Source organism: Streptomyces sp. NPDC051064 (genome assembly GCF_044455985.1).
In the GTDB taxonomy this organism is placed as follows: Bacteria; Actinomycetota; Actinomycetes; order Streptomycetales; family Streptomycetaceae; genus Streptomyces.
Map to the genome: position 1 here is coordinate 425,213 of NZ_JBITFK010000001.1, position 21,313 is coordinate 446,525.

General features: G+C 71.7%; 18 protein-coding genes. 10 read left to right on the forward strand and 8 right to left on the reverse strand.

Translation table 11 applies throughout. The features are described from left to right. Nucleotides 1-119: 119 nt before the first annotated feature. The gene (locus ACIBCU_RS01970; RefSeq protein ID WP_056784314.1) at nt 120-476 is read right to left on the reverse strand and encodes an iron-sulfur cluster assembly accessory protein; all 357 of its coding nucleotides are present in this window, start codon (nt 474-476) and stop codon (nt 120-122) included. A 221-nt stretch (nt 477-697) separates the two neighbouring features. Here ACIBCU_RS01970 and nadA point away from each other — a divergent pair, with 221 nt between their 5' ends. Further along, a complete protein-coding gene (nadA, locus tag ACIBCU_RS01975; protein ID WP_399228562.1) occupies nt 698-1,885 on the forward strand; it encodes a quinolinate synthase NadA in 1,188 nt (395 codons plus the stop codon). An 83-nt stretch (nt 1,886-1,968) separates the two neighbouring features. Here nadA and ACIBCU_RS01980 read toward each other — a convergent pair whose 3' ends face one another. The 5 genes from ACIBCU_RS01980 to ACIBCU_RS02000 all read right to left on the reverse strand — a co-directional run bounded on the left by ACIBCU_RS01980 (nt 1,969) and on the right by ACIBCU_RS02000 (nt 8,457). Next, nucleotides 1,969-5,121, reverse strand: coding sequence for an efflux RND transporter permease subunit (locus tag ACIBCU_RS01980; RefSeq protein ID WP_399228564.1), 3,153 nt, complete (start codon nt 5,119-5,121; stop codon nt 1,969-1,971). 184 nt (nt 5,122-5,305) lie between these two features. Further along, on the reverse strand, nt 5,306-5,992 hold the full coding sequence (locus ACIBCU_RS01985) for a response regulator transcription factor (protein ID WP_362933820.1): 687 nt from the start codon (nt 5,990-5,992) through the stop codon (nt 5,306-5,308). Next, nucleotides 5,989-7,254: a sensor histidine kinase gene (locus tag ACIBCU_RS01990; RefSeq protein ID WP_362933823.1), complete on the reverse strand. Its 1,266-nt coding sequence runs from the start codon at nt 7,252-7,254 to the stop codon at nt 5,989-5,991. The genes ACIBCU_RS01985 and ACIBCU_RS01990 overlap by 4 nt, the downstream gene beginning before the upstream one ends. A gap of 131 nt (nt 7,255-7,385) precedes the next feature. After that, entirely contained in the window at nt 7,386-7,664 is a 279-nt protein-coding gene (locus ACIBCU_RS01995; RefSeq protein WP_104784897.1) for a hypothetical protein, read from the reverse strand. Between the two features lie 10 nt (nt 7,665-7,674). Further along, nucleotides 7,675-8,457, reverse strand: coding sequence for a PspA/IM30 family protein (locus ACIBCU_RS02000; RefSeq protein ID WP_362933826.1), 783 nt, complete (start codon nt 8,455-8,457; stop codon nt 7,675-7,677). Nucleotides 8,458-8,753: 296 nt separating this feature from the next. Between ACIBCU_RS02000 and ACIBCU_RS02005 the strand changes: the two genes are divergently transcribed. The 3 genes from ACIBCU_RS02005 to ACIBCU_RS02015 all read left to right on the forward strand — a co-directional run bounded on the left by ACIBCU_RS02005 (nt 8,754) and on the right by ACIBCU_RS02015 (nt 11,341). After that, complete coding sequence (locus tag ACIBCU_RS02005) at nt 8,754-9,353, forward strand: DUF3043 domain-containing protein (protein ID WP_362933829.1); 600 nt, start codon at nt 8,754-8,756, stop codon at nt 9,351-9,353. Between the two features lie 26 nt (nt 9,354-9,379). Further along, a complete protein-coding gene (locus tag ACIBCU_RS02010) occupies nt 9,380-10,147 on the forward strand; it encodes a methyltransferase domain-containing protein (protein ID WP_362933832.1) in 768 nt (255 codons plus the stop codon). Between the two features lie 120 nt (nt 10,148-10,267). After that, the gene (locus tag ACIBCU_RS02015; RefSeq protein ID WP_399228569.1) at nt 10,268-11,341 is read left to right on the forward strand and encodes a S1C family serine protease; all 1,074 of its coding nucleotides are present in this window, start codon (nt 10,268-10,270) and stop codon (nt 11,339-11,341) included. Between the two features lie 68 nt (nt 11,342-11,409). Here ACIBCU_RS02015 and ACIBCU_RS02020 read toward each other — a convergent pair whose 3' ends face one another. Next, nucleotides 11,410-11,613, reverse strand: a complete 204-nt coding sequence (locus tag ACIBCU_RS02020) for a hypothetical protein (RefSeq protein ID WP_099176312.1) — start codon at nt 11,611-11,613, stop codon at nt 11,410-11,412. 86 nt (nt 11,614-11,699) lie between these two features. Here ACIBCU_RS02020 and ACIBCU_RS02025 point away from each other — a divergent pair, with 86 nt between their 5' ends. Further along, nucleotides 11,700-12,902: a bifunctional adenosylcobinamide kinase/adenosylcobinamide-phosphate guanylyltransferase gene (locus ACIBCU_RS02025; RefSeq protein WP_362933838.1), complete on the forward strand. Its 1,203-nt coding sequence runs from the start codon at nt 11,700-11,702 to the stop codon at nt 12,900-12,902. 114 nt (nt 12,903-13,016) lie between these two features. Then, nucleotides 13,017-14,171 carry a nicotinate-nucleotide--dimethylbenzimidazole phosphoribosyltransferase gene (cobT, locus tag ACIBCU_RS02030; RefSeq protein ID WP_399228571.1) on the forward strand — a complete coding sequence of 385 codons (1,155 nt, stop codon included), beginning with the start codon at nt 13,017-13,019 and terminating at the stop codon, nt 14,169-14,171. A gap of 37 nt (nt 14,172-14,208) precedes the next feature. Here the strand turns inward: cobT and ACIBCU_RS02035 are convergent, their stop codons facing one another. Next, complete coding sequence (locus ACIBCU_RS02035) at nt 14,209-14,982, reverse strand: hypothetical protein (RefSeq protein ID WP_362933844.1); 774 nt, start codon at nt 14,980-14,982, stop codon at nt 14,209-14,211. An 87-nt stretch (nt 14,983-15,069) separates the two neighbouring features. Here ACIBCU_RS02035 and ACIBCU_RS02040 point away from each other — a divergent pair, with 87 nt between their 5' ends. The 4 genes from ACIBCU_RS02040 (at nt 15,070) to sucB (ending at nt 21,172) form a co-directional block, all read left to right on the forward strand. Continuing rightward, the gene (locus ACIBCU_RS02040; protein WP_399228574.1) at nt 15,070-15,858 is read left to right on the forward strand and encodes an adenosylcobinamide-GDP ribazoletransferase; all 789 of its coding nucleotides are present in this window, start codon (nt 15,070-15,072) and stop codon (nt 15,856-15,858) included. Nucleotides 15,859-16,041: 183 nt separating this feature from the next. Next, entirely contained in the window at nt 16,042-17,589 is a 1,548-nt protein-coding gene (locus ACIBCU_RS02045; RefSeq protein WP_362933850.1) for a leucyl aminopeptidase, read from the forward strand. Nucleotides 17,590-17,931: 342 nt separating this feature from the next. Next, complete coding sequence (gene lpdA / locus ACIBCU_RS02050) at nt 17,932-19,320, forward strand: dihydrolipoyl dehydrogenase (RefSeq protein WP_104784911.1); 1,389 nt, start codon at nt 17,932-17,934, stop codon at nt 19,318-19,320. A 55-nt stretch (nt 19,321-19,375) separates the two neighbouring features. Beyond that, nucleotides 19,376-21,172 (forward strand): 2-oxoglutarate dehydrogenase, E2 component, dihydrolipoamide succinyltransferase, encoded by a 1,797-nt coding sequence (gene sucB / locus ACIBCU_RS02055; RefSeq protein ID WP_399228577.1) that lies wholly within the window; start codon nt 19,376-19,378, stop codon nt 21,170-21,172. Nucleotides 21,173-21,313 lie beyond the last annotated feature (141 nt).

Sequence of the window (21,313 nt, forward strand, 5' to 3'; positions counted from 1 at the left end):
TGGGGGGCGCGGCGGGGGGGGGGGGGGCCGGGCGCCGCGGCCGCCCCCCCCCCCCCGCCCCCCCCGGGGGGGGGCCCCCCGGGGGGGGGGCCCCCCGCCGCTGTCGTACGACTCAGGGTTCAGCTGAAGGAGTCACCGCACGCGCAGGAGCCCGTGGCGTTCGGGTTGTCGATCGTGAAGCCCTGCTTCTCGATGGTGTCCACGAAGTCGACGGAGGCGCCGCCCAGGTACGGGGCGCTCATCCGGTCCGTGACGACCTTGACGCCGCCGAAGTCCTTCACGACGTCGCCGTCGAGCGAGCGCTCGTCGAAGAAGAGCTGGTAGCGCAGCCCCGAGCAGCCGCCGGGCTGTACGGCGACGCGCAGCGCGAGGTCGTCACGGCCTTCCTGCTCCAGCAGGGTCCTGACCTTGTCTGCGGCGGCGTCGGACAGGAGGATGCCGTCGCTCACGGTGGTGGTCTCGTCCGATACGGACATCTGCTTCTCTCCCGGGGTTGTACGGACTGCTTGCCGACGGTCCAACCATCGGGGCCGCGGATTCATTCCGGGCCAGGCGCGTGTCTGTTCCCTTCATGCTCGCACACCGCATGCGCGGGGGGATGCGTCACATCGACGCTATGGGCATCGTCAAGCTGACACAAAGCGGTTATGATAGATAGCGTCAATTAGACGAAAAGGCTTTTCGCAGAAAAGAAAGGGTGCGTGTCGTGACCACCGCCCAGCCCCTGGATGTCCAGCCGACGCCCCTCGCCCTTCTGCTGCTCGGCCGCGAGGCCGACCCGCGGAGCGAGCGCGGGGTCGAATGCCCCGGCGACCTGCCCTCCCCGTCCGACCCGGACCTGGTGGAGCGGGCTCGCGCCGCCAAGGAGAAGCTCGGGGACAAGGTCTTCGTGCTCGGGCACCACTACCAGCGCGACGAGGTCATCCAGTTCGCGGACGTCACCGGTGACTCCTTCAAGCTCGCCCGCGACGCGGCGGCACGGCCCGAGGCGGAGTACATCGTCTTCTGCGGCGTGCACTTCATGGCCGAGTCCGCGGACATCCTGACGGGCGACGACCAGAAGGTCGTCCTGCCGGACCTGGCCGCCGGCTGCTCGATGGCCGACATGGCCACCGCGGAGCAGGTCGCCGAGTGCTGGGACGTGCTGACGGAGGCGGGAGTCGCCGACCAGGTCGTGCCGGTCTCGTACATGAACTCCTCCGCCGACATCAAGGCCTTCACCGGTAGGCACGGCGGCACCATCTGCACCTCGTCCAACGCGAAGCGGGCGCTGGAGTGGGCCTTCGACCAGGGCGACAAGGTGCTCTTCCTCCCGGACCAGCACCTGGGCCGGAACACGGCCGTGCGGGACATGGGGATGACCCTGGAGGACTGCGTCCTCTACAACCCGCACAAGCCGAACGGCGGCCTGACAGCCGAGCAACTGCGGGACGCGAAGATGATCCTGTGGCGCGGGCACTGCTCGGTGCACGGGCGCTTCTCGGTGGAGTCCGTCGAGGACGTACGGGAGCGGATCCCGGGCGTCAACGTGCTGGTGCACCCGGAGTGCAAGCACGAGGTCGTGGCGGCCGCGGACTACGTGGGCTCGACGGAGTACATCATCAAGGCCCTGGAGGCGGCCCCGGCCGGCTCGAAGTGGGCCATCGGCACGGAGCTGAACCTGGTGCGCCGGCTGGCGAACCGTTTCGCCGACGAGGACAAGGAGATCGTCTTCCTCGACAAGACGGTGTGCTTCTGCTCGACGATGAACCGGATCGACCTGCCGCACCTGGTGTGGACCCTGGAGTCCCTGGCCGAGGGGAACCTGGTCAACCGGATCCAGGTCGACGCCGAGACGGAGAAGTTCGCGAAGCTGGCGCTGGAGCGGATGCTGGCGCTGCCGTAGCCCCCGTGGCTCCCTCGTGACAGAGGAAGGCCCCCGACGCCCTTGCAAGGGCGTCGGGGGCCTTCCTCTGTCACCGGAGGGTGTCAGGCCTTCGCGGGCTCCGGCTCCTCGGAGGTGGCTTCCTCCGGAGCGTCGGGGGCCGCCTCGCCGGACTTCGCCTCGCGCTTGGCCGCCTTCTTCTTCGCGCGGCGCTCCTTGCGGAGCTCGACCATCGCGTAGAGCGTCGGCACCAGGAGCAGGGTCAGCAGCGTGGACGTGATCAGACCGCCGATCACCACGACCGCCAGCGGCTGGGAGATGAAGCCGCCCTCACCCGTGACGCCGAGCGCCATCGGGAGCAGGGCGAAGATCGTCGCCAGTGCCGTCATCAGGATCGGACGCAGACGGTGGCGACCGCCCTCGACGACTGCCTCGACGACGCCCATGCCCTGCGCCCTGTACTGGTTGATCAGGTCGATCAGCACGATCGCGTTGGTCACCACGATGCCGATCAGCATCAGCATGCCGATCATCGCCGGGACGCCCATCGGGGTGCCGGTGGCGACCAGGAGGCCGATGGCGCCCGTCGCCGCGAACGGGATGGAGACCAGCAGGATCAGCGGCTGGATGAGCGACCGGAAGGTGGCCACCAGCAGCATGAAGACGATCGCGATGGCGGCCAGCATGGCCAGGCCGAGCTTCATGAAGGCGTCGTCCTGGTCCTGCGAGACGCCGCCGATGGTCGCCGTGGCGCCTTCCGGGAGGTCCAGGGCGTCGATCTTCGTCTGGAGCGAGGCACTCACCGCGCCCGTGTTGTCGCCGGTCGGCCTGGCGGTGATCGTCGCCGCGCGCTGACCGTCGATCCGGGTCATCGAGACCGGGCCGGGGACCAGCTTCACGTCGGCAATCTGGCCGAGCTCGACCGAACCGAGCCGCAGGGCCTTCAGCTCGGCCATCGTGGTGGCCGGCTTCGCCGACTTCACCAGGACGTCACGCTCGGTGTCGTCCATGATCGCCGTGCCGGACGGGGTGCCGCGCACGGCGCCCGCGACCGCCGCGCCGAGCGTCGCCTCGCTGAACCCCGCGTCGGCCGCTTTGTCGTTGGCCTTGACCGAGATGCGCGGGACACTCTGCGCCAGGTCGCTCTGGACGTCGGTGACGTCGTCGAGCTTCGCGACCTCGGTCCGCACCTCTTCGGACGCCTTCTTCAGGACGTCCGCGTCGGCGGCCTTGACCACGACGCTCAGGTCCTGGCTGCCGAAGCCGTCGCCGCCGGCGATGGTGGTGTCACCGATGCCGTCGAGCTTGCCGAGGGCCTCGTCGATCCGCTCCTGGGTGGCGTCGAAGTCCGCCGAGTCCTTGAGGGTGATCTGGTAGGACGCCTGGTTGGCGCCCGTACCGCCGCCGAAGGCCGCCATGAAGCCGGAGGAGCCGACGGTCACCTGGTAGTCCTTCACGCCGTCGTCCGCGGCGAGGACCTTCTCCACCTTCTGCGCCGCCTCGTCGGCCGCAGCCAGACTCGTGCCGGGAGTCAGCTCCTGCTTGATGGAGAGGACTTCCTGCTCGCCCTGGTCGAAGAAGTTCGTCTTCAGCAGGGGGGCCATGCCGAAGGTGCCGAACAGGACCACGAAGGCGATGACGATGCTGGTGATACGGCGCCGGGTCGCGAAGCGCAGCACCGGGACGTAGATCCGCTGGAGCCGGCTGGCGGCTTCCTTCTCCTCGGCCTTGCGACGCGCCTCGTCCGGGTTCGCGGCGGTGCCCTTGGGGGCCCGCAGGAACCAGTACGAGAGGACCGGGACCACGGTCAGAGAAACCAGCAGGGAGGCCAGCAGGGCCGCCGTGACGGTGAGGGAGAACGACCCGAAGAGCTGGCCGACCATGCCGCCGACCAGACCGATGGGCAGGAAGACCGCGACGGTGGTGAGCGTGGACGAGGTGACGGCGCCGGCCACCTCCTTGACCGCGGTGATGATCGCCGACTGGCGCTCCTCGCCGTAGCCGAGGTGCCGCTTGATGTTCTCCAGGACCACGATCGAGTCGTCGACGACGCGGCCGATCGCGATGGTCAGCGCGCCGAGGGTGAGCATGTTCAGCGACAGGTCGCGGGTCCAGAGCACGATCAGCGCGAGGACCACGGAGAGCGGGATGGAGACCGCGGTGACCAGCGTCGAGCGGATCGAGGCGAGGAACACCAGGATCACGACGACCGCGAAGAGCAGGCCGAGCGCGCCTTCGGTGGTGAGACCGGAGATCGCCTTGGAGACGGCGGGCCCCTGATCGGAGACGACGGTCAGCTCGGCGCCGGCGCCGAGGTCCTTGCGCAGGTCCGGGAGCTTGTCCTCGACGGCGTCCGAGATGGCGACGGCACTGCCGTCCTTGTCCATCGTCGCCATGACGGCGAGGCTCGGCTTGCCGTTCGTACGGGTGATGGAGACCGCGGTGGCGGGCTCCTGCTTCACCGTGGCGACGTCACCGACGCGGACCGGCTTTCCGGCCTTGCCCGCCGGGTCCGCCGCGGAGACCTTCAGGTCCTCGATCTGCTGGAGCGAGGTGAAGGAACCGCCCACCTGGATGGTGCGGCTCTTGCCCGACTCGGCGAAGGAGCCGGCCGGGACGGTGGCTCCGCCGGCCTGGAGTGCCTGGGCCAGCGAGGCGGCGTTCATGCCCGCCGCGGCGAGCTTCCTGTCGTCGGGGACGACGGAGACCTGGAGCTCCTGGACACCGTCGACCGCGACCTGGCCGACGCCCTCGATGTCCTGGAGCGCCGGGACGACCGTGCGGTCCAGCTTGTCGGCGAGCGCCTGCTGGTCCTCGTCGGAGGTGACGGCGAGGACGACGGTCGGGATGTCGTCCGTCGAACCCGCGATGACCTGCGGGTCCACATCGTCGGGCAGCTGGATGCGGGCGCGGTTCACGGCCTGCTGGATGTCGGCGACGAGCTGCTTCGTGCCTTCGTCACCGAAGTCGAAGCTCGCCATGATGACGGCGTTGCCCTCGCTGGCGGTCGAGGTGATGCCCTCGACTCCGTCGACGGCCTTGATGGCGTCCTCGAGGGGTTCGACGACCTGCTTCTCGACCACGTCGGGGGACGCACCCTGGTAGGGCGCCAGCACCGACACCATCGGGAGTTCGATGGTGGGCAGCAGCTGCTGCTTGAGCTGCGGGATCGCGATCGCTCCGAAAACGAGCGCGACGATCGAGATCAGCCCGATCAGGGCCCGTTGCGCGAGGCTGAATCTGGACAGCCAGGACATGGGTGGGTCTCTCTTCTGTGGCGTACGCGGCAGGTGAGGGGCCGTTCGGTACTCACTCCGGTGAGCACAGGGGACACAGCCCGCCCATCTATACGATCGCCGTCCCCGTGACCGAAATCGTCGGCCCCCGGGTTGCTTTCTTGTCCCGCGCATACCGCAGCTGGAGTAGCCGCTTCTCCACCCGTCACTCCACCCTGGGGCGGACCAGACCCGATTCGTAGGCAATGACGACCAATTGCGCGCGGTCCCGCGCGCCCAGTTTCGCCATGGCCCGGTTCACATGGGTCTTCACGGTGAGGGGGCTGACGACGAGCCGGTCGGCGATCTGGTCGTTGGAGTGACCGCCCGCGACCTGGACGAGCACCTCGCGCTCGCGCCCGGTGAGCGCGGCGAGGCGCTCGGTGTACTCCGTGCCGTCCGGGTCCTCCGTGCCGCCGCCCTGGGCCAGGAAGCTGGCGATGAGGCCCTTGGTCGCGACCGGGGAGAGCAGGGCCTCTCCGGCCGCAGCGACACGGATGGCGTTGAGCAGCTCGTCCGGCTCCGCGCCCTTGCCCAGGAAGCCGGACGCGCCGGCGCGCAGGGACTGCACGACGTACTCGTCCACCTCGAAGGTGGTGAGCATGACGATCCGTACGCCCGCCAGGTCCGGGTCCGCGCTGATCATGCGGGTGGCGGCGAGTCCGTCGGTGCCCGGCATCCGGATGTCCATCAGCACGACGTCGGCGAGGGTCGAGCGGGCCAGTTCCACGGCCTCCGCCCCGTCGGCGGCCTCGCCGACGACCCGCATGTCGGGCTCGGAGTCGACCAGCACCCGGAAGGCGCTGCGCAGCAGCGCCTGGTCGTCGGCGAGCAGCACCTTGATGGGCGTCATGCGCGTCCCCCCGTCGTCCCCGCCGTGTCCGGCCCTTCCGGAGCGCGTGTGCGGGATGTGACGGGCAGGATCGCATGAACCCTGAATCCGCCTCCGTAACGGGGCCCCGCCGTGAGGGTGCCGCCCAGGGCGGTGACGCGCTCGCGCATGCCGATCAGGCCGTGCCTGCCTCCGTCGGACGGCGCGGGGCGCGGGTCCCCTCCCCTGCCGTCGTCGAGCACGGTGACCTCCGCGGTCCTCCCGACCCGTACGACGCTCACCTCGGCCTTCGCGTCGGCGCCCGCGTGTTTGCGTACGTTGGTCAGCGCCTCCTGGATGATCCGGTAGGCCGCGAGGTCGACCGCCGCGGGCAGCGGGCTGTCCGGGTCGGTACAGGCGACCTCGACGGGGAGCCCGGCATTGCGGAAGGTGTCGACCAGGGTGTCGAGGACGGCGAGCCCCGGGGCGGGTTCGGTGGGCGCCTCCGGGTCGCCGGACTGGCGCAGCAGCCCGACCGTGGTCCGCAGTTCGTTGAGGGCGGAGCGGCTGGCTTCCCTTACGTGGGCGAGCGCCTCCTTCGCCTGGTCGGGGCGCTTGTCCATGACGTGGGCCGCGACCCCGGCCTGGACGTTGACCAGGGCGATGTGGTGGGCGACCACGTCGTGGAGGTCCCGGGCGATCCGCAGCCGCTCCTCGGCGACCCTGCGGCCGGCCTCCTCCTCGCGGGTGCGTTCCGCGCGCTCGGCCCGTTCCCTGATCGCGTCGATGAACGCGCGTCTGCTGCGCACGGCGTCACCCGCGGCACCGGCGAGGCCGGTCCAGGCGAGGACACCGAGGTTCTCCTGGCTGTACCAGGGCGTCGTGCCGACCACCATCGCGGCCACGGTCAGCACCCCCATGGTCAGCAGGCCCACCCGCCAGGTGGTGGGGCGGTCGGTACTGGCCGCGACGGAGAAGAGCGCGATGACGGCGCTCATCACGACGGGGGCGGGCGGATCCATGAAGACGAACTCGACGACGGACAGCAGCCCGGTCACCGCCAGCACCGTCATGGGCCTGCGCCGGCGCAGGACGAGTGCCGCGGCGGCGAGCACCATCAGCAGGACGCTCGACACCTCGGGCGTCCGCGCTCCGAAGACGGGCCCGTGGCCCGGGTCCGGCTCGGCGAACGACGCGCAGATCATGCAGACGAGCACGGCCAGGGCGAGGCCGGCGTCGAAGGCGAGGGGGTGGCCTCGCAGCCAGCGGCGGGTGCGCACGAGCCCGGTTCCGAGGGTGGTCACGTCGAGCTACGGTACGGCGTGCCGTCGGCGGTGCGGTCCGGACGGTGTCACGGCAGTGTGCGCGCGGCACGATGCCCCGCACCGGTCCGGCCGGTACGGGGCATCGTGGGAGTGCGGAGCGGGCGGGCCGGTCAGCCGGGGATCAGCCCGTCGTCGCGGAGCATGGAGCGCACCTCTTCGAGGGTGGCGTCGGGTGACGGCAGGATCAGTTCGGACGGCTCCAGGGAGTCGTCCGGGAGCGGTGAGCCGAGCTCGCGCACCTTGTCCAGGAGAGCGTGGAGCGTGGTGCGGAAGCCCGGTCCGTCACCGCTCTCCATCTCCGCGAGGAGTATGTCGTCGAGCTTGTTCAGCTCGGCGACATGACTGTCGGCCAGTACGACCTGGCCCTCCCCCATGATCCGTACGATCATGACGCCGCCCTCACTGCTTGTCGAACTTGTGCGGGGACTGCTGCGCCTGCGGTGCCGCGTCCTCGGCGCCGCCCTCGATGGCCTGCTGCTGCCCGGCGGAACCGCCGGCCAGCTCGGCCTTCATGCGCTGCAGCTCCAGTTCTACATCCGTACCACCGGAGATCCGGTCCAGCTCGGCGGCGATGTCGTCCTTCGCCGTGCCGGACGGGTCGTCGAGGGCCCCGGAGGCCAGCAGCTCGTCGATGGCCCCGGCGCGCGCCTGGAGCTGCTGGGTCTTGTCCTCGGCCCGCTGGATCGCCAGGCCGACGTCGCCCATCTCCTCGGAGATGCCGGAGAATGCCTCGCCGATCCGCGTCTGGGCCTGGGCCGCGGTGTAGGTGGCCTTGATGGTCTCCTTCTTCGTCCGGAAGGCGTCGACCTTGGCCTGCAGACGCTGGGCCGCGAGGGTGAGCTTCTCCTCCTCGCCCTGCAGCGTCTGGTGCTGCGTCTCCAGGTCCGAAACCTGCTGCTGGAGGGCGGCGCGCCTCGACAGCGCCTCGCGGGCCAGGTCCTCGCGGCCGAGCGCGAGCGCCTTGCGGCCCTGGTCCTCCAGCTTGGACGACTGTCCCTGCAGCTGGTTCAGCTGCAGCTCCAGCCGCTTGCGCGAGGTCGCCACATCGGCGACACCGCGGCGTACCTTCTGGAGCAGTTCGAGCTGCTTCTGGTACGAGTAATCGAGGGTCTCGCGCGGATCCTCGGCCCGGTCAAGGGCCTTGTTTGCCTTCGCGCGGAAGATCATTCCCATACGCTTCATGACACCGCTCATGGGCTTCGCGCGCCCCCTTCTGACGGACTGAGCTCCAGCACTCCAACAGAACCCACAGTACGGGCCCTGTCTCCATTACCGCACTGTTCGAGCACGGATGTGCTCCTCCGCAAGGACGACTGCCGCCGGTAACCGCTCCCGCGCAGGGAGTAGAAGACCATCAGGGATGGCGTGGGCAACGTCCGTTCTGCCCCTGTCGGAACACTTTTCAGGACGCAGGCCGTTGCCGGATCGTTCCCGGCCGGTCCCCGGTAGTACCGGACGACCCCGTACCCTTGGGTTTTGTGTTCCGTAGCCGTTCCAAGGAAGAGAAGGCCCCCACCGGCAAGGTGACGGCGGACCTCTCCAAGCAGCCCCGCGACCCCCAGGCTCCCAAGGGTCGCCCCACCCCCAGGCGCAGCGACGCCCAGACGCAGCGCCGACGTGCCTCCAGCGGTGCGCCGACCGACCGCAAGGAGGCCGCCAAGCGCCAGCGCGAAGCACGCCGGGCCGACATGGCCCGGCAGCGGGAGGCTCTCGCTTCGGGTGACGAGCGTTATCTGCCGGTGCGCGACAAGGGGCCCGTGCGGCGCTTCGTCCGTGACTTCGTGGACTCGCGCTTCTGCATCGCGGAGTATTTCCTTCCGCTCGCGGTGATCATCCTGATCCTCAGCGTGATCCAGATCCAGAACATCCAGAACATCTCGCTGCTGCTCTGGCTCGGCGTGATCGTGCTGATCGTCGTCGACTCCATCGGCCTCGGGTTCCGGCTCAAGAAGCAGCTGGCCCAGCGCTTCCCCGACACACCGAAGCGCGGCGCGGTGGCCTACGGCCTGATGCGTACGCTCCAGATGCGCCGGCTGCGCCTTCCCAAGCCTCAGGTCAAGCGGGGAGAGCGGCCCTGAGCACGGAGACCTCCGGCTTCACGGGGGTGTCCTCCCAGTGGCTGGGCGGGCTCGGCGGACTGCGCAACACGGTCCGCCAGGAGCTCGTCGCCCGGCAGCTCGACGAGCAGATAGCCGCTCGCTACCCCGTGGGGCAGCGGCTGCGGGTGCTCGACGTCGGCATGGGCCAGGGCACGCAGGCACTGCGCCTGGCCCGGGCCGGCCACTCCGTGACGGGCCTCGAGTCCGACGCCGAGATGCTGCGGTCGGCCCGGGAGTCCCTGGCGGCCGAGCCCGAGGGCATCCGGGAGCGGGTGCGGCTCATCGAGGGCGACGGCCGTGACACCGGGGTGCACTTCCTGCCCGGCAGCTTCGACGTGGTGCTCTGTCACGGGGTGCTGATGTATGTCCCCGAACCGGATCCGCTGCTGGCCGGCCTGGCCAGGATGCTGGCCCCCGGCGGGCTGCTCTCCCTGCTCGTGCGGAACGCGGACGCGCTGGCGATGCGCCCGGGATCGGCCGGCGACTTCGGCGCGGCCCTCGCCGCGTTCGACACGGACACGTACACGAACAGGCTCGGCCTCGACGTCCGGGCCGACCGGCTCGAAGTCCTGCGGGCCACCCTCGCCGGGATCGCCGCCCCGCTGCACGCCTGGTACGGCGTGCGGGTCTTCACGGACAACGTGAGCAACGACGCGGAGCTGCCGGGCCCCGAGGAGCTGGCGCGGGTGTTCGCGGCCGAGGACCGCGCGGGGCGGACCGATCCGTACCGCGGGGTGGCGGCGCTGCTGCACCTGTGCGGCGTACGCGGCTGACGCAGCCGGGGAGCGCACCCCGGGCCGGCACGGCCTGAGCGGCTGAATCCGTCGCCGCCGTACGCCTGATCGGCCCACCAGCGCAGGCCGTGGACGGCGGGCCCTGGCGATACTCCGGGCATGGACGCAACCCCTTCCCGCAGGCGGGTACGCCGCTCACTCATGCCCCTGGCCGCCGGCGCCTGCGTGATCGCCCTGGCGGTCGGCTGCGCCGGGCCGGGCCCCGCCCCGTCCGCCGCTCCGGCCCAGCAGGCGGTGGTGTCCCGGGCCACGAGCGATCTGGAGGATCAGTACCAGACCGTCATCAAGGACGTGCTGCCCTCCGTCGTGCAGATCGGCGCCGGAGACTCGCTCGGCTCGGGCATCGTCTACGACGACAAGGGCCACATCGTCACGAACGCCCATGTCGTGGGCAGCGAGAAGACGTTCGACGTCAGCGTCGCCACCGGAGAGAAGGTGCTCAAGGCGTCCCTGGTCTCCTCCTACCCGGAGCAGGACCTGGCCGTCATCAAGCTGGACGCCGTCCCCGGCGGGCTGCGGGCCGCGGAGTTCGGGGACACGGACGAGGTCGAGGTGGGACAGATCGTCCTGGCGATGGGCTCACCGCTCGGTCTCTCCAGCAGCGTCACCCAGGGCATCGTCTCGGCCGTGGGCCGGACGGTCAGCGAAGGCCGCTCGGGCGGCGGCACCGGGGCGACGCTCGCCGACATGGTGCAGACCTCGGCGGCCATCAACCCGGGCAACAGCGGCGGCGCACTGGTGAACCTCGACAGCGAGATCATCGGCATCCCGACCCTCGCGGCGACGGACAGCGAGCAGGGCGGCGGCGCGGCACCCGGGATCGGGTTCGCGATTCCCGTCTCGATGGTGCGGACGGTCGCGGACCAGATCATCCGGTCGGGAAAGGTCACCGACTCGGGCCGGGCGGCTCTGGACATCACGGGCCGCACCGTCGTCGACGACGACTACCAGCCCGCCGGTGTCGCGATCGTCAGCGTCGAGAAGGACGGGGCGGCGGCGGATGCCGGCCTGCGCGTCGGGGACGTCATCACCCGGATCGGCGACACTCCCGTCACGACGATCACCTCGCTCTCGGAGGCTCTGGCGGGCGAGAAGCCGGGCCGGAAGGTCCGGGTGACGTACACGCGGGGGGACTCGAGGAAGACGGCCGAGGTCACCCTGGGCGAGATCTGAGGGCCGGTCGGTGAGGGCGGGGAGACGAAGTCCCGCCCGGGCCCCGGGGCCCGGGCGGTCGCGGGGCCTCAGTCGGCCTGGAGGCTCATCGGGCCGTAGATCTTCGTCGCGTCCTCGAAGAGCGTCACCTGGTCCGCGCCGCCTTCGAGGAGCTCCTTCCAGAACTCACCGATCCAGGACTCCGCGTCGCCCTGAGTCGTGAACTCCTCCGGCTGCAGCGCCGGCTCCGTCTCCGTACCGTCGGACTTCTCGAACCGCCACGTCCACGCCATGTCCGCCTCCTGGGTCACGTTGCTCCCCGCAGACTAGTGGGTGTCCCGGGCGCGCAGGTGGTTCATGGACACGGGAGGATCAGAGCGTGGAACTGACACTGCTCGGCACCGGAGCCCCCGACGGGCTGCCGCGGCCCGACTGCCCCTGCGCCGTCTGCGCGTCCTCCCGCGGCGCCGGGGCCCGCGCCGCGACCGCGCTGCTCGTGGACGACGCGCTGCTGCTGGACCTCACCCCGGGCGCCGTGTTCGCCGCCGCCCGCGCGGGACACTCGCTCGCCGGCGTACGGCAGGTGCTGCTGACCCACCCCCATGACGGGCCCGCCGTGGAGCTGCCCGCCTCGCTCCCGCCCGCCGGGCGTGTCCCGGACGGCCAGGAGCTGACGCTGATCAGCGGGCACCGGATCCGGGCCCTGGCGATGGACGCCCCGGGCACCGGTTACGAGGTGACGGCACCGGAGGGCGAACGCCTGCTCTATCTGCCGCCCGGGGCCTCCCCCGCCGGTCTGGCCGACCCGGTGGCGGAGCCGTACGACATGGTCGTGTGCGATGTGATCGCGCGGCCGGACGCCGTGGCCCGGCTGCGGGCCGTGCAGGCCGTGGGGCCCACCACCGAGGTGATCGCCGTCCATCTGGACCACGACGCGCCCCCCGGCCCCGCGCTGGACCGCCGGCTCGCGGCGGGCGGGGCGCGGGCCGTACCGGACGGGACGACGCTGCCGGTGGGCGCCTACCACGCCGTGCCCGAGGTCCCCCGCCGCACTCTGGTCACGGGCGGGGCCCGGTCGGGGAAGTCGGTGGAGGCCGAACAGCGGATGGAGACCTTCCCCGAGGTGGTGTACGTGGCGACGGGCGGGCGCCGCGAAGGGGACGCGGAGTGGGAGTCCCGGATCGGGCTGCACCGGGAGCGCAGGCCTGCCGCCTGGCGCACCGAGGAGACCTGCGAGCTCGCCGGTCTGCTGGAGGAGGACGGCCCGCCGCTGCTGATCGACTGTCTGTCCCTGTGGCTGACGGACGCGATGGACCGGGTCGGCGCGTGGGACGACGACCGGTGGGCGGGCGGCGGGGAGGAGAAGCTGCGCGGACGGGTCGCCGAGCTGGTCCGCGCGGTGCGCGGGACCCGTCGTACGGTCGTCGCCGTGACCAACGAGACCGGCTCGGGTGTCGTCCCGGCGACGGCCTCCGGGCGGCGCTTCCGGGACGAACTGGGCCGTCTGAACGCCGCGTTCGCGGCCGAGTGCGAGCAGGTGCTGCTGGTGGTCGCGGGGCAGGCGCTGGTGCTGCGGGGCTGAGCCGTGGGCGGATGCGGGGCCGTGGGTGCGGGAAGGAGCGCCGGGTACTGTTCCGGGCAGGAGCCCCCCGGCGGGTTCCGGCCCACCTAGCGCCGACCCGCGAGGCAGACCCCCGTGAATCTGGACGACTTCTCCGACCTGATCGAACGCCCCGACGGGGGCGTACGGCGTGATGCCGAGGAACGACGGGAGCGGCTCGCCGTTCCCGTCGGTGCGCTCGGCCGCCTGGACGAGCTGGGTGAATGGCTGTCGGCCGCCCAGCAGTCGGTGCCGGTCAAGGCGGTCGAGCAGCCGCGCGTCGTGCTGTTCGCCGGTGATCACGGGGTGGCGGAGCTGGAGGTCTCCGGGCGGGCCGCGGGAACCGCGCACGAGCTCGTCCGGGCGGTGCTGGACGGTGCGAGCCCCGTCGCCGTGCTGGCCCGGCGCTTCTCCGTCCCCGTACGGATCGTGGACGCCGGCCTGGACTGCGACCCGGAGCTGCTGCCCGAAGCCGTCGTACGCCATCGGGTGCGGCGCGGCAGCGGCCGGATCGACGTCGAGGACGCGCTGACGGCCGAGGAGGCCGAGCAGGCCGTACGCCTCGGGATGCGCGTCGCCGACGAGGAGGCCGACTCCGGCACCGACCTGGTGGTGCTGGGCGATCTGAGCGTCGGCGGTACGACGGCCGCCTCGACCCTGATCGCCGCCCTGTGCGGCACGGACGCCTCGGTGGTGACCGGGCGCGGCGGCGCGGGTATCGACGACCTGGCGTGGATGCGTAAGTGCGCCGCGGTCCGGGACGCGCTGCGGCGGGCCCGGCCGGTCCTCGGTGACCAGCTGGAGCTGCTGGCGGCCGTGGGCGGTGCGGACCTGGCGGCCATGACGGGGTTCCTGCTGCAGAGCGCGGTGCGCCGCATGCCCGTGGTGCTGGACGGCGTGGTCTCGGCGGCCTGCGCCCTGGTGGCCCAGCGGGCGGCATTCCGGGCGCCGGACTGGTGGCTTGCGGGGCAGCTCAGCGGGGAGCCGGCGCAGCTGAAGGCGCTGGACCGGATGGCCCTGACCCCGCTGCTGGACCACGGGGTGACGGTGGGCGAGGGGAGCGGGGCCCTGCTGGCGCTGCCGCTCGTCCAGGCCGCGGCGGCGCTGGCGGCGGAGCTGCCCGAGCGCGCCCCGGAGCCCGAGTCGGAGCCCGAGTCGGAGTCCGCGCCGGAGCTCCCGTCGGAGTCCGCGCCGGAAAAGAAGGAAGCGGAGACCGAGGAGCCGTCGAAGGCCGCGGACTCGACCGCCTGAGACGACGCCCCCTCGGGGGCGGCCCGGTGGCGTGGCCTCACGTCCCGCCGCCGGGGCCGGGTCCCGGCAGCGGGGTCCTGTCCGGCGCCCCTCCGATCAGGTCCTGGAAGCGGCGTCGGGGCCCCGCCCAGCGGACATCGTGGTGATACGCCCTCAGCACCGCCCTGGCGCGGGCCCGGTGGCGCCGGCGGTAGAAGCGCTTCGCCCACAGCGAGGCGGGCCGGGCCAGGCGGAGCGCTCCGATCAGCGCGATGAACGGGATGAGGGTGCCGAGCACCGCCATCCGGGCCTTGCCCTTGAACAGGGTGATCAGGACGAAGCCGAAGTTGAGGACGTAGGTCAGGACGACGCCCAGCCTGTTCTGCTGCTGCTCACCGCTCAGTTCGTCCACACCGAGCGGTGAGAAGCCGGCGAGCACCAGCAGGACGAGCGAGGCGGTGAGGACGACGACCTCCACGCTCTGCCGGCCCTCCTCGGTCCAGTACACGTCGTCGAGGTGCAGGATCAGGGCGAACTCGTCGAGCACCAGGCCGGCTCCCGTCCCGAAGACCACCGCGAGGATCCCGGCGGCGACACCGTGCTGGCCGCTCGCGACCGCTCCGAAGCCACCGATCACCGTGAGCACGACGCCGGGCACCACGTGGTGGACGTGCACACCGCCGGGCGCGATGTTGCGGAACGGGCCCTTCCCGGCCCTGATCATCCGGGTGACCATCCTGGTGACGGCGAAGGTCAGCACGAACGCGCTCAGGGCGAGCAGCAGCGGGAGCTTGCCGGGCTCGACGATGTTCTGCTGGAACCAGTGACTCATGCCACCTCCGTCCGGACAGCCGCATGTGCGGCTTATGTGCCACTCTGCCCAATCCGGCACGCCGCCGCACCGGCTAGCCTGCGCGCGGTGACCTCCCTGAACAGCCACGGTCTGCGCTTCGCCTTCGGCACCCTGACCGCGCTCCCCGTCCGCGTCTCCCGCTGGGACCGCGGTACCGCCCGCGCCGGCATGCTGTGCGCCCCGCTCGCCGGACTCGTCGTGGGAGTGCTCGCGGCGGTCCCCGGGGTGCTCTTCCTGTGGGGCGGGTCGGGACCCCTGCTGGCGGCGGTCGCCTCCGTCGCGCTCCCCGCCGCGCTGACCCGCGGGCTGCACCTGGACGGCCTCGCGGACACCGCGGACGGGCTCGGCAGCGCCAAGCCGGCCGAGGACGCGCTGCGGATCATGAAGCAGTCGGACATCGGTCCGTTCGGCGTCATCACGCTTTTGTTCGTGCTGCTGGCCCAGGTCGCCGCGCTCCACGAGCTCTACGGCCGCGGCTGGGCGGACGGCGCGCTGGGCACCGTCACCGCCGCCGTCACCGCACGGCTCGCGCTCACGCTGGCCTCGCGCCGCGGCGTCCCGCCCGCCCGTCCGGAGGGCCTCGGCGCGGCGGTGGCGGGCACCGTCCCGCCCCGGGGCGGGGCGGCCGTGGCCTGTGCGGTGGTCGCGTGCTGCGCGGCGGCCGGTGCGCTCCTGGGCGGATACGGCACCGGCCTGCACCATGCCCTCGCCGCCCTGGCCGGCCTCGGCGCCGCGCAGGTGATGCTGCGTCACTGCGTGCGCCGCTTCGGCGGGGTGACCGGCGATGTGTTCGGCGCGCTGGAGGAGGCGGCGGCCACGGTGACGCTGCTGGCGCTCTCCCCCGGCCTCTCGTGACGGGACCCCGAGGGCCCCTGACGGCAGGGCCGGCCCCTCGGACGGCCCCGCCCCCGTGAGCCGGAAGCGGAGGCGCGCGTAGGCTCGTTCCCGGCGCGTCACGGCGGGATCTACGATGCGCTGGGCACGGTCGGCCCACCCCTCGACCGGCACACAACTCAACGGAAGCGAGATTTCACCACCGTGACTGCTCTCACTCTCAGCACCTCAGGTGCGGCGACGCTGCGCGCCGACGCACTCGTCGTCGGCGTCGCCAAGGGAGCCAAGGGGCCGGTCCTCGCACCGGGCGCCGAGGCCGTGGACAAGGCGTTCGACGGAAAGCTCGCCACCGTCCTGGAGACGCTTGGCGCCTCCGGTGCCGAGGGCGAAGTGACCAAGCTCCCCGCCCCGTCCGGCCTCAAGGTCCCGGTCGTCATCGCGGTCGGCCTCGGTCCGGTCCCGGCGAAGGACGAGGGGTACGAGGCCGAGGCGCTGCGCCGGGCCGCGGGCTCCGCCGCGCGTGCGCTGAAGGGGTCGAAGAAGGCCGGGTTCGCGCTGCCCGCCGAGTCCGCGGAGGACGCCGGTGCCGTCGCGGAGGGCGCCCTGCTGGGTGCGTACGCGTTCACCGCCTACCAGGGCGGCGAGAACAAGCTCGCCCCCAAGAGCGCCAAGTCCGGCCGGAACGACGCGAAGCTTCCGCTCGCCGAGGTCGCCCTGCTCGGCGCCAAGCCGCGTGACAAGGCCTTCAAGGCGGCCGCCGAGCGCGCCGTCGCGGTCACCGAGGAGATCAACCGGGCCCGCGACCTGATCAACACCCCGCCGAACGACCTGTATCCCGAGTCCTTCGCCGCCGTGGCCACCGCCGCCGGCAAGGAGCACGGCATCAAGGTGCAGGTCCTCGACGAGAAGGCGCTCGTCAAGGGCGGCTACGGCGGTCTGCTCGGCGTCGGCCAGGGCTCCACGCACGGCCCGCGCCTGGTCAAGCTCGCCTACACGCACCCCAAGGCGGAGAAGACACTCGCCCTGGTCGGCAAGGGCATCACCTACGACTCGGGCGGCATCTCGCTCAAGCCGGCGGGCCACAACGAGACGATGAAGTGCGACATGAGCGGCGCCGCCGCCGTGTTCGCCGCCGTCGTCGCGGCCTCCCGCCTCGGCCTCCAGGTCAACGTCACCGGCTGGCTGGCGCTCGCCGAGAACATGCCGTCCGGCAACGCCACCCGCCCGGGTGACGTCCTGCACATGTACAGCGGCAAGACCGTCGAGGTCCTCAACACCGACGCCGAGGGCCGGCTCGTCCTCGCCGACGCGCTGACCCGTGCGTCGGAGGAGAAGCCGGACGCGATCGTCGACGTGGCGACCCTGACCGGTGCGATGGTCCTGGCGCTGGGCAACCGCACCTTCGGTGTGATGGCCAACGACGACGCGTTCCGTACGTCGGTCCACGAGATCGCCGAGGAGGTCGGCGAGGCCTCCTGGCCGATGCCGCTCCCCGCCGACCTGCGCAAGGGCATGGACTCCCCGACCGCCGACATCGCCAACATGGGCGAGCGCATGGGCGGCGGCCTGGTGGCCGGTCTGTTCCTGAAGGAGTTCGTGGGCGAGGGCATCGCCTGGGCGCACCTGGACATCGCGGGCCCGGCCTTCCACGAGGGCGCGCCTTACGGCTACACGCCCAAGGGCGGCACCGGATCCGCTGTCCGCACCCTGGTGCGGCTGGCGGAGCGCACCGCGGCCGGCGACCTCGGCTGAGTCCGGAGCCGGCACCGCGCGCGGTCCCGCGCGCGAGGTTCGCTTGCGGCGCAGACGGCCCCGGGCATACGTCCGGGGCCGTCGGTGTTCCTCACGGTGGATCCGACCGGCATATTTCCGGAAATATGTACGTCTCGGCAACCATCCGGTCCGGATCTTCGTCCGGCTCGGAGCAGGGGCCCGCGTCCCGTCCGGACTCAACAAGTGCGAAGATGGGTTCTCGGCAGGACAGGGCCCCCACCACAGGGCCGAAAAACGCAAGCGGCCGAACACCAGCCGACCGGCCGGTCACACCCCAGCGACGGGGCCCGGCGTACGGCGCACATGCATGGAGGACGTGACGTGGCGAACGACGCCAGCACCGTTTTCGACCTAGTGATCCTCGGCGGTGGTAGCGGCGGTTACGCCGCGGCCCTGCGCGGAGCTCAGCTGGGCCTGGACGTCGCACTGATCGAGAAGGGCAAGGTCGGCGGCACCTGCCTGCACAACGGCTGCATCCCCACGAAGGCGCTGCTGCACGCCGGCGAGATCGCCGACCAGGCCCGCGAGGCCGAGCAGTTCGGCGTGAAGGCCACCTTCGAGGGCATCGACATGGAGGCCGTCCACAAGTACAAGGACGACGTGATCTCGGGCCTGTACAAAGGCCTGCAGGGTCTCATCGCCTCGCGCAAGGTGCACTACATCGAGGGTGAGGGCCGTCTCTCGTCGCCCACCTCGGTGGATGTCAACGGTCAGCGCGTCCAGGGCCGTCATGTGCTGCTGGCGACCGGCTCCGTGCCGAAGTCGCTGCCCGGCCTGGAGATCGACGGCAACCGCGTCATCTCCTCGGACCACGCGCTGAAGCTGGACCGCGTGCCGAAGTCCGCGATCGTCCTGGGCGGCGGCGTCATCGGCGTCGAGTTCGCCTCGGCGTGGAAGTCCTTCGGGGCCGACATCACGATCGTCGAGGGTCTGAAGCACCTGGTCCCGGTCGAGGACGAGAACAGCTCGAAGCTTCTTGAGCGCGCGTTCCGCAAGCGCGGCATCAAGTTCAACCTCGGCACCTTCTTCGACAAGGCCGAGTACACGCAGGACGGCGTGCGGGTGACCCTCGCCGACGGCAAGACCTTCGAGGCGGAGGTGCTGCTGGTCGCGATCGGCCGCGGCCCGGTCTCGCAGGGTCTGGGCTACGAGGAGGCGGGTGTCGCGATGGACCGCGGCTACGTCCTCGTCGACGAGTACATGCAGACCAACGTCCCGACGATCTCGGCCGTCGGCGACCTGGTCCCGACCCTCCAGCTCGCGCACGTCGGCTTCGCCGAGGGCATCCTGGTGGCGGAGCGGCTCGCCGGACTCAAGACCGTGCCGGTCGACTACGACGGCGTGCCGAAGGTGACGTACTGCCACCCCGAGGTCGCCTCCGTCGGCATCACCGAGGCCAAGGCCAAGGAGATCTACGGTGCGGACAAGGTCGTCGCCCTCAAGTACAACCTGGCGGGCAACGGCAAGAGCAAGATCCTGAAGACCGCGGGCGAGATCAAGCTCGTCCAGGTCAAGGACGGTGCCGTGGTCGGCGTCCACATGGTCGGTGACCGTATGGGCGAGCAGGTCGGCGAAGCCCAGCTGATCTACAACTGGGAGGCGCTGCCGGCCGAGGTCGCGCAGCTCATCCACGCCCACCCGACGCAGAACGAGGCGATGGGCGAGGCCCACCTGGCCCTGGCCGGCAAGCCTCTCCACTCCCACGACTGATCCAGTCCCGGGGACGACCGACCACTTCACACTTTCGTAAGGAGCAACTGAAACCATGTCGGTTTCCGTAACCCTTCCGGCGCTCGGCGAGAGCGTCACCGAGGGCACCGTCACCCGCTGGCTGAAGGCCGAGGGCGAGCACGTCGAGGCCGACGAGCCGCTGCTCGAGGTCTCGACCGACAAGGTCGACACCGAGATCCCCGCGCCCGCCTCCGGCGTGCTCGCGTCCATCAAGGTCGCCGAGGACGAGACCGTCGAGGTCGGCGCCGAACTGGCCGTCATCAACGACGGTTCGGGCGCCCCCGCCGCCGCGGCTCCGGCCGCCGAGCCGGAGGCCGCTCCGGCCCCGGCCGAGGAGGCTCCGGCGCCCGCCGCCGAGGCCCCTGCCGCCGAGGCTCCCGCCGCCGCTCCGGCCGGTGGCGCCTCCGGCACCGACGTCACCCTTCCGGCGCTCGGCGAGAGCGTCACCGAGGGCACCGTCACCCGCTGGCTGAAGGAGGTCGGCGAGGAGGTCGCGGAGGACGAGCCCCTGCTCGAGGTCTCCACGGACAAGGTCGACACCGAGATCCCCGCCCCGGTCGCCGGCGTGCTGCTGGAGATCGTCGTCGGCGAGGACGAGACCGCCGAGGTGGGCGCCAAGCTCGCCGTCATCGGCGCTCCGGGTGCCGCACCGGCCGCCGCTCCGGCAGAGGCCGCACCGGCCCCCGCCGCGGCTCCGGCCGAGGCCGCCCCGGCTCCTGCCGCCCCCGCACCGGCCGCTCCGGCACCGGCTCCCGCAGCCCCGGCCGCCCCTGCTCCGGCACCGGCCCAGGCCGCGCCCGCCGCTCCGGCGCCGGCTCCGGCCGCCCCGGCACAGGCCGCCGCTCCGGCGCCTGCCGCCCCGGCCGCGCACGCCGGTGACGACGGCGCGTACGTCACGCCGCTGGTCCGCAAGCTCGCCGCCGAGAACGGCGTCGACCTGGGCGCGGTCAAGGGCACCGGCGTCGGTGGCCGTATCCGCAAGCAGGACGTCGTCGCCGCGGCGGAGGCCGCCAAGGCCGCCGCCGCCGCTCCGGCTCCGGCCGCCGCCGCTCCGGCTCCGGCCGCCGCCACCCCGGCGGCCAAGGCCGCGCCGAAGCTCGAGGCGTCCCCGCTGCGCGGTCAGACGGTCAAGATGACCCGCATGCGCAAGGTCATCGGCGACAACATGATGAAGGCGCTGCACTCGCAGGCCCAGCTGACCACGGTCCTCGAGGTCGACATCACCAAGCTGATGAAGCTGCGCAACCAGGCGAAGGAGTCCTTCGCCGCCCGTGAGGGCGTCAAGCTGTCCCCGATGCCGTTCTTCGTGAAGGCGGCGGCCCAGGCGCTGAAGGCCCACCCGGTCGTCAACGCCCGGATCAACGAGGACGAGGGCACCATCACGTACTTCGACTCGGAGAACATCGGCATCGCCGTGGACGCCGAGAAGGGTCTGATGACCCCGGTCATCAAGGGTGCGGGCGACCTGAACATCGCCGGTATCGCGAAGAAGACCGCCGAGCTGGCCGGCAAGGCCCGCGGTGGCGGCCTCACCCCGGACGACATGTCGGGCGCGACCTTCACCGTCAGCAACACCGGTTCGCGCGGTGCGCTGTTCGACACGGTCATCGTGCCGCCGAACCAGGCGGCCATCCTGGGCATCGGTGCCACGGTCAAGCGTCCGGCGGTCATCGAGACCGCCGAGGGCACCGTCATCGGCGTCCGCGACATGACCTACCTGTCGCTCTCCTACGACCACCGTCTGGTGGACGGCGCGGACGCCGCCCGTTACCTGACCACGGTCAAGGCGATCCTCGAGGCGGGCGAGTTCGAGGTCGAGCTCGGCCTCTGAGCCGTACAGCTGTAACCAGCCTCACCAGCGGCGCCCCCGTCCGGAACACCTCCGGGCGGGGGCGCCGCCGTATTGTCTAGACACCACCGGTCGCCCCCGGCCGCCGCATCGGTGAGCAGCACCGGTTTGTTCGCCCGAAGG